Genomic DNA, 5411 nt, shown 5'->3' with positions numbered 1-5411 from the left:
AAAGTCGCCGGCCTTGACGTCGAGCGGAACAAGCGCGCCGTTTTCATCGCGTGCACCGGGGCCGACGGCAATGACTTCACCTTCCCCGGGCTTTTCCTTGGCATTGTCGGGAATGATGATGCCGCCCTTGGATTTGACATCGCCTTCGGCGCGCCGGATGACGACGCGGTCGTGGAGTGGCCGAAACTTCATGGAAACTTCTTTCTGGGGCCGGCACAGGCGGCCCCGCTCCTGCTATAGGCGCTTTGGCACTCGATAGATAGGAGTGCCAAAATTATTCGTGCCCGGAATTAAATATTGAAAAGTATTATTCCCGCACCCGGTTTCGTGATACCCAAAAAGGCCTCAAATAATTCAAAAAATTGATTTTTGCGGTCCGAGTGCCTATTTATCGGACAAGTTCGTTTTCACGATTTCAGCATGCAGGAGATTTATCCGATGGCCGATGGCAATCAAAGTCTGATGGCGAAAGCCGAAGCGCGTTTTGTCGACAAGCAGAAGAAGACGGCGGAGCGCAACAAGGCAACCGCCGAATACATGTCCGAGGCGCGGGCCAGGGAGATCAAGACGGCAAGGCTCAGGGAATTGCGGCTGGCCAAGGAAGAGGCCGACCGGATAGCCGAAGCCCAGAATCCAGCGCCGAAGAAGAAGCGGACGGTGAAGAAGGCCTAAAGCAATTCCAGGAAGAGCGCGTAGCGCTTTCCCTTGGGAATTGTGTCAAAGCAAAGTGTCCAGGAGGCCAATATGAGCCTGACCTTTCCCAATCATAGCCGCAGCTATGACGAAGCCGGCAAGCGCATCCGGTTCGTCGGCCATGACGGCATGTTCCAGATTTCTTTTTCCGTCGCCGCCGATGCGATGTCGAAGATACGGCCGGCGACCGTGGCCAATGAAGCAGGCTACCTCGCCACCTTCGACACCGAGAGCAACGCTATCCGCGACGTGGCATCGAGGGCTTACGGCCGCACCCATAAGAGCATGTATGTGCTGACGTCGGCCGACTTTGGCTGAGAGCGCGGGGCGGTTTGGAGGCCTCGCCTCGGGATCGAACCGAGGCTTCAGAGATTTGCAGTCTCCAGCGTAGCCGCTCCGCCACGAGGCCATGGCTGCTGACCTAACGGATAAATATTTGCGGAAAAGTTAAGCGCGAAGGTTTGTTTGTAGACATATCGCCAATTGCCGTTCGGCTTCGTCGCGACGCCGATGGTCAGCGCCATGCACATGGCCGCAACGCAAAACCGCTTTCAAACGTCCTGGATCGCCCGCCCCTACGCAGCCGCGCTACGGCCTTTCGCGCCGGCCTCGGCCTTGAAGATGCGGAATGTGTTGCGGCCCGCCGCCTTGGCGGCATAGAGCGCGGTGTCGGCCTGCATGAACAGGTCGCAGGACGCCCCCGTCCCGGCGAAGGCGATGCCGATTGATGCGCCGAGCCTGAGCGACTGGCCGCGGATCGCGACCGGCTTGCCCATCGCCTCGATGATGCCGCGCGCCAGATCGGAAACCGCGGCACGGTCGAGATGCGCTCCCACCAGCACCGCGAACTCGTCGCCGCCGACGCGGGCCACCAGATCCGCCTCGCCGCACCCGCCGGCAAGGCGCTCGGCCGCCGCCTTCAGGCACTCGTCGCCGACGACATGGCCGAACGTGTCGTTGACCGTCTTGAAACCGTCGAGGTCGATCAAAAGCAGCGCGCCGAGCGGACGGCCTTCGTCCGCATGGGCGAGCCGTGCCTGGAAGCGGCCGCGGTTGGCCAGTCCGGTCATGGCGTCGAACTCGGCGAGATAGCGCATCCGGTCCGACAGGATCTTTTCCTCGGTGATGTCCTGCTTCATGCCGAAGATGCGCACCGGCACGCCCGCCTCACACTCAACGGTCGCGGTGATGCGGATCCAGCGGCCGCGGCCGGCGAAGGTGGTGATCTCGGCGTCGAGGGTGAAGCCGCTGCGCTCCGCGATCGCGCGGCTGCGTAAACTGTCCAGCGCCTTGCGCGACTCCGCCGGATAGCACTTGATGATCTCCGAGCGGTCGAGCACCGAATCGCGCGGCAAATCGAACAAATCATAGACCATTTCGGTCCAGTGCAGTTGTTCGCCGGGCAGGCTGCATTCCCAAACGCCGATGCGCGCGGCGACCGAGGCACGGTCGAAGATCTTTCGGCTGTGGGCCAGCGAAACCTCCTGCCTGGCGATCAGCGCCGCCTGTGCGGCAAGTTCCGTCTTGAGCCGGGCGATGGTTGCGGCATCGCGGCGACGCTCGCTGGCGCTGTACGAGGTATCGGGCATGGCGGGGCTCCAGCGGACGATCATCATGGCGCAACAGCCCTTAAGACTTCCCTGACGGCAGCTGGCTATACCGGAACTGATTGTCGAAGTTAGCGCCGCCCCTCATCGCCCTGCCGGGCACTTCTCCCCGTATAGTGACGGGGAGAAGGGGCTGGCTGTGACCTCGGCGCCCGTCTTGCAACGTCTGCGATTGGGCGAAATCGGCGATGAGAGTGCCCCTCTCCCCGTCACTATACGGGGAGAGGATGCCGGCAGGCAGGTGAGGGGCAGCGCTGGCGCATGGAAACACGTGAGAGCGAATTCAAACCCTGAAGCGCGTGCCCCGGCCCCACTTTTCCTCTTGAACGATCACCAGATCTAGCCTAGCCTCAAGTTGAGAAAAGGTTTTTCCAAGCAGCTCCATCGGGCTCGGCCATTGGCCGGGCCTTATTCCGGCCTGTAAGAGAAAACCTTTTCCCAACTCAGGATTCCTCGGCGCGATGGCAGTGGACGATCAGCCTGTTCCGGTCTTTCCCAAGCCCGTCACCTTGCGTGACGTGGCGGCGCGGGCCGGCGTCAGTGTCGCTACCGCCTCGAAGGCGCTCAACAACCAAGGGCGCATGACCGCCGAGACCCGCGAGCGCATCCGCGAGACGGCGCGCAGCCTTGGCTTTCGGCCCAACAGCCTGGCGCAGAGCCTGCTCAGGCGGCGCAGTTTCACCGTCGGCCTGCTCACCAACGACACCTATGGCCGCTTCTCGCTGCCGCTGATGTCGGGCATTTCGGACGCGCTGGTCGACAATGGCGTCTCGGTGTTCCTGTGCAATGTCGAGGAGGATCCGCGTCTGGGCCAGCTGCATGTCGAGGCCATGCTCGACAAGCGTGTCGACGGCATCATCGCCACTGGCAAGCGCATCGACCGCCATCTGCCCGTCGATCTCGCCAATCTGCGCATCCCGGTGATCTACGCCTTCACCCAGCCTGATCCCGACGCCGTCGCTTTCGTCTGCGACGACGCCGGCGGCGCGCGGCTGGCTGTGGAACATTTCTGCCGGCTCGGCCGCAGGCGTATCGCCCATGTCAGCGGGCCTGCGAGCTTTGCCGTGGTGCATGCCCGGGCCCAGGCCTATCGCGACGTGCTTGCCGAGAACGGCCTGCCGGTCACCGAGCCGCTGCTTGGTCCCTGGTCGGAAGCCTGGGGACATGAGGCGGTGGCGCGATTGTTCGACGGCCCAAAACTGAACAACGGACGCGAAAGGCCGGACGCCGTTTTTTGCGGCAACGACCAGATCGCGCGCGGCGTCATCGATGCTCTGCGCGAGCGCGGCCTCGGCGTGCCCGGTGATGTCGGCGTCATCGGCTTCGACAATTGGGAGATCGTCGCGGAAGCCACGCGCCCGCCGCTGACCTCCGTCGATATGAACCTCGTGGCCCTCGGGCGCGAGGCCGGGCTGACGCTTTTGTCGCTGGTCGGTGGCCAGCCCGCCGCGCCGGGCATTCGAAAACTGCCGTGCCGGCTGGTGGTGCGGCATTCCTGCGGCCATCCATTGGATGGCTGAAACCGAAAGCGCCGCGTGATCGGCGCCAAGCCGCGGACAGCGGCCAAACCTGGAGGAGGAGAACATGAGGAACCTAATTGCCAAACTGACCCTGGCGGCTGCCGTGATAGGCAGCGGTCTCGGCACTGCCGCTGCCGAAACCGCAAACATCTGGGTGCGCGCCGACGGCTCGAATTTCATGCCGAGGATCGTCGACGCCTACAACAAGGCGCACAAGGACCAGGTCAAGCTCGACATCATCCCCAATGCCGAGATCATTCCGAAATACGGCGCGGCCGCTGCCGGTGGCACGGCGCCCGACGCGCTGTCGCTCGACCTGATCTATACGCCCTCCTTCGCCGCCGCCGGCCAGCTGGAGGACATCACCGACTGGGCCAAGTCGCTGCCCTATTTCGCCAGCCTGTCGCCGGCGCATGTGAAGACCGGCACCTACAAGGACCACATTTACGGCCTGCCGTTCTCGGCCGACGCCTCGGTGCTGATCTGGAACAAGAAGCTGTTCAAGCAGGCCGGGCTCGACCCTGAAAAAGGCCCAAGCAATTGGGCCGAGATCGCGGCCGACGCCGAAAAGGTCAATGCGCTTGGCGGCAACATCAAGGGCTTCTACTTCTCCGGCAATTGCGGCGGCTGCAACATCTTCACCTTCACGCCCCTGATCTGGGCCTCGGGCGGCGACATCCTCTCGCAGGACGGCTCCAAGGCGACGCTCGACAGTCCGCAGCTGCGCGGCGCCATCGACCTCTACCGCTCGATGGTCAAGAAGGACCTGGTGCCGGCCGGCGCGCAGACCGACACCGGCGCCAATTTCTTTGCGGCGTTTGCCGCCGGCAATATCGGCATCTCGCCCTCCGGCGCCTTCGCCATCGGCGCGCTCAACACCCAGTATCCCAATGTCGACTATGGCATCACCTTCCTGCCGGGCAAGGATGGCGGCTGGTCGTCCTTTGCCGGCGGCGACAATTTCGTCGTCACCAAGGGAACCAAGAAGCTCGCCGTGGTGAAGGAATTCCTGGACTTCGCCTATTCGCTGGAGGGCCAGACGATCCTGGCCAAATATGGCAGCCTGCCGGTGCGCGGCGACATCGCCAAGGATGCGCTGAAGGATCTCGATCCGCGCTACCAGATCGCCGCCGAAGCCATGGCCAAGGGAAAGACGCCCTATTCGGTGGTATTCAACGATCTGATCAACTCCGCCAACGGCCCGTGGACGCAGATGATCAACGAGGTCTTCTTCGGCGACGACGTCGACGGCGCCATCGCGAATGCCCAGGAGACCATGCAGTCGATCATCGACCAGGCGCCGCAGAAGTAGCGGCCGCCTGCCGGCCGCTCGCCTGTCTCCCTGGGCGGGCGGCCGGCGCGCTCCTTACCCTCCCCCTTGTGGGGAGGGTCGCTGCGAAGCAGCGGGGTGGGGGTCAGCGCCAGTCCCCCACCCGGACCTGCGGTCCGACCTCCCCACAAGGGTTCGTTAGGGCGTCGCATCGTGACCTTCGGAAGAACAAGCCAACACGGACTCACCCCCCACACTACACCACCGCCCCCCCCCCCCCCCCACAACGCCCTCGCCCCGGCGCGGGGCACGGGCCGCCCC

Annotated in this window: 6 protein-coding genes and 1 tRNA gene; 4 read left to right on the top strand and 3 right to left on the bottom strand. The window is 63.7% G+C overall.

What is annotated here, in order from left to right:
- A partial coding sequence (locus JT360_RS32800) for a co-chaperone GroES (RefSeq protein WP_214477528.1) occupies nucleotides 1–192 on the bottom strand: 192 nt, incomplete at its 3' end.
- A gap of 246 nt (nucleotides 193–438) precedes the next feature.
- On the opposite strand from JT360_RS32800, the gene JT360_RS32795 reads away from it, so the two are divergent.
- Both JT360_RS32795 and JT360_RS32790 read left to right on the top strand, forming a co-directional pair.
- Nucleotides 439–672 carry a hypothetical protein gene (locus JT360_RS32795; protein WP_214477526.1) on the top strand — a complete coding sequence of 78 codons (234 nt, stop codon included), beginning with the start codon at nucleotides 439–441 and terminating at the stop codon, nucleotides 670–672.
- 72 nt (nucleotides 673–744) lie between these two features.
- On the top strand, nucleotides 745–1011 hold the full coding sequence (locus JT360_RS32790) for a DUF1488 family protein (protein ID WP_214477525.1): 267 nt from the start codon (nucleotides 745–747) through the stop codon (nucleotides 1009–1011).
- A gap of 15 nt (nucleotides 1012–1026) precedes the next feature.
- On the opposite strand, the gene JT360_RS32785 is transcribed toward JT360_RS32790, so the two are convergent.
- Nucleotides 1027–1102: transfer RNA gene (locus JT360_RS32785), tRNA-Cys, on the bottom strand.
- 166 nt (nucleotides 1103–1268) lie between these two features.
- The gene (locus JT360_RS32780) at nucleotides 1269–2282 is read right to left on the bottom strand and encodes a sensor domain-containing diguanylate cyclase (protein WP_250889240.1); all 1014 of its coding nucleotides are present in this window, start codon (nucleotides 2280–2282) and stop codon (nucleotides 1269–1271) included.
- 479 nt (nucleotides 2283–2761) lie between these two features.
- Here JT360_RS32780 and JT360_RS32775 point away from each other — a divergent pair, with 479 nt between their 5' ends.
- On the top strand, nucleotides 2762–3820 hold the full coding sequence (locus tag JT360_RS32775) for a LacI family DNA-binding transcriptional regulator (protein ID WP_214477523.1): 1059 nt from the start codon (nucleotides 2762–2764) through the stop codon (nucleotides 3818–3820).
- Between the two features lie 64 nt (nucleotides 3821–3884).
- A complete protein-coding gene (locus JT360_RS32770; RefSeq protein ID WP_214477521.1) occupies nucleotides 3885–5132 on the top strand; it encodes an ABC transporter substrate-binding protein in 1248 nt (415 codons plus the stop codon).
- Nucleotides 5133–5411 lie beyond the last annotated feature (279 nt).

This window comes from Mesorhizobium sp. dw_380 (genome assembly GCF_018588885.1).
GTDB lineage: Bacteria > Pseudomonadota > Alphaproteobacteria > Rhizobiales > Rhizobiaceae > Mesorhizobium.
This window is presented reverse-complemented; position numbering and strand designations above follow the sequence as displayed.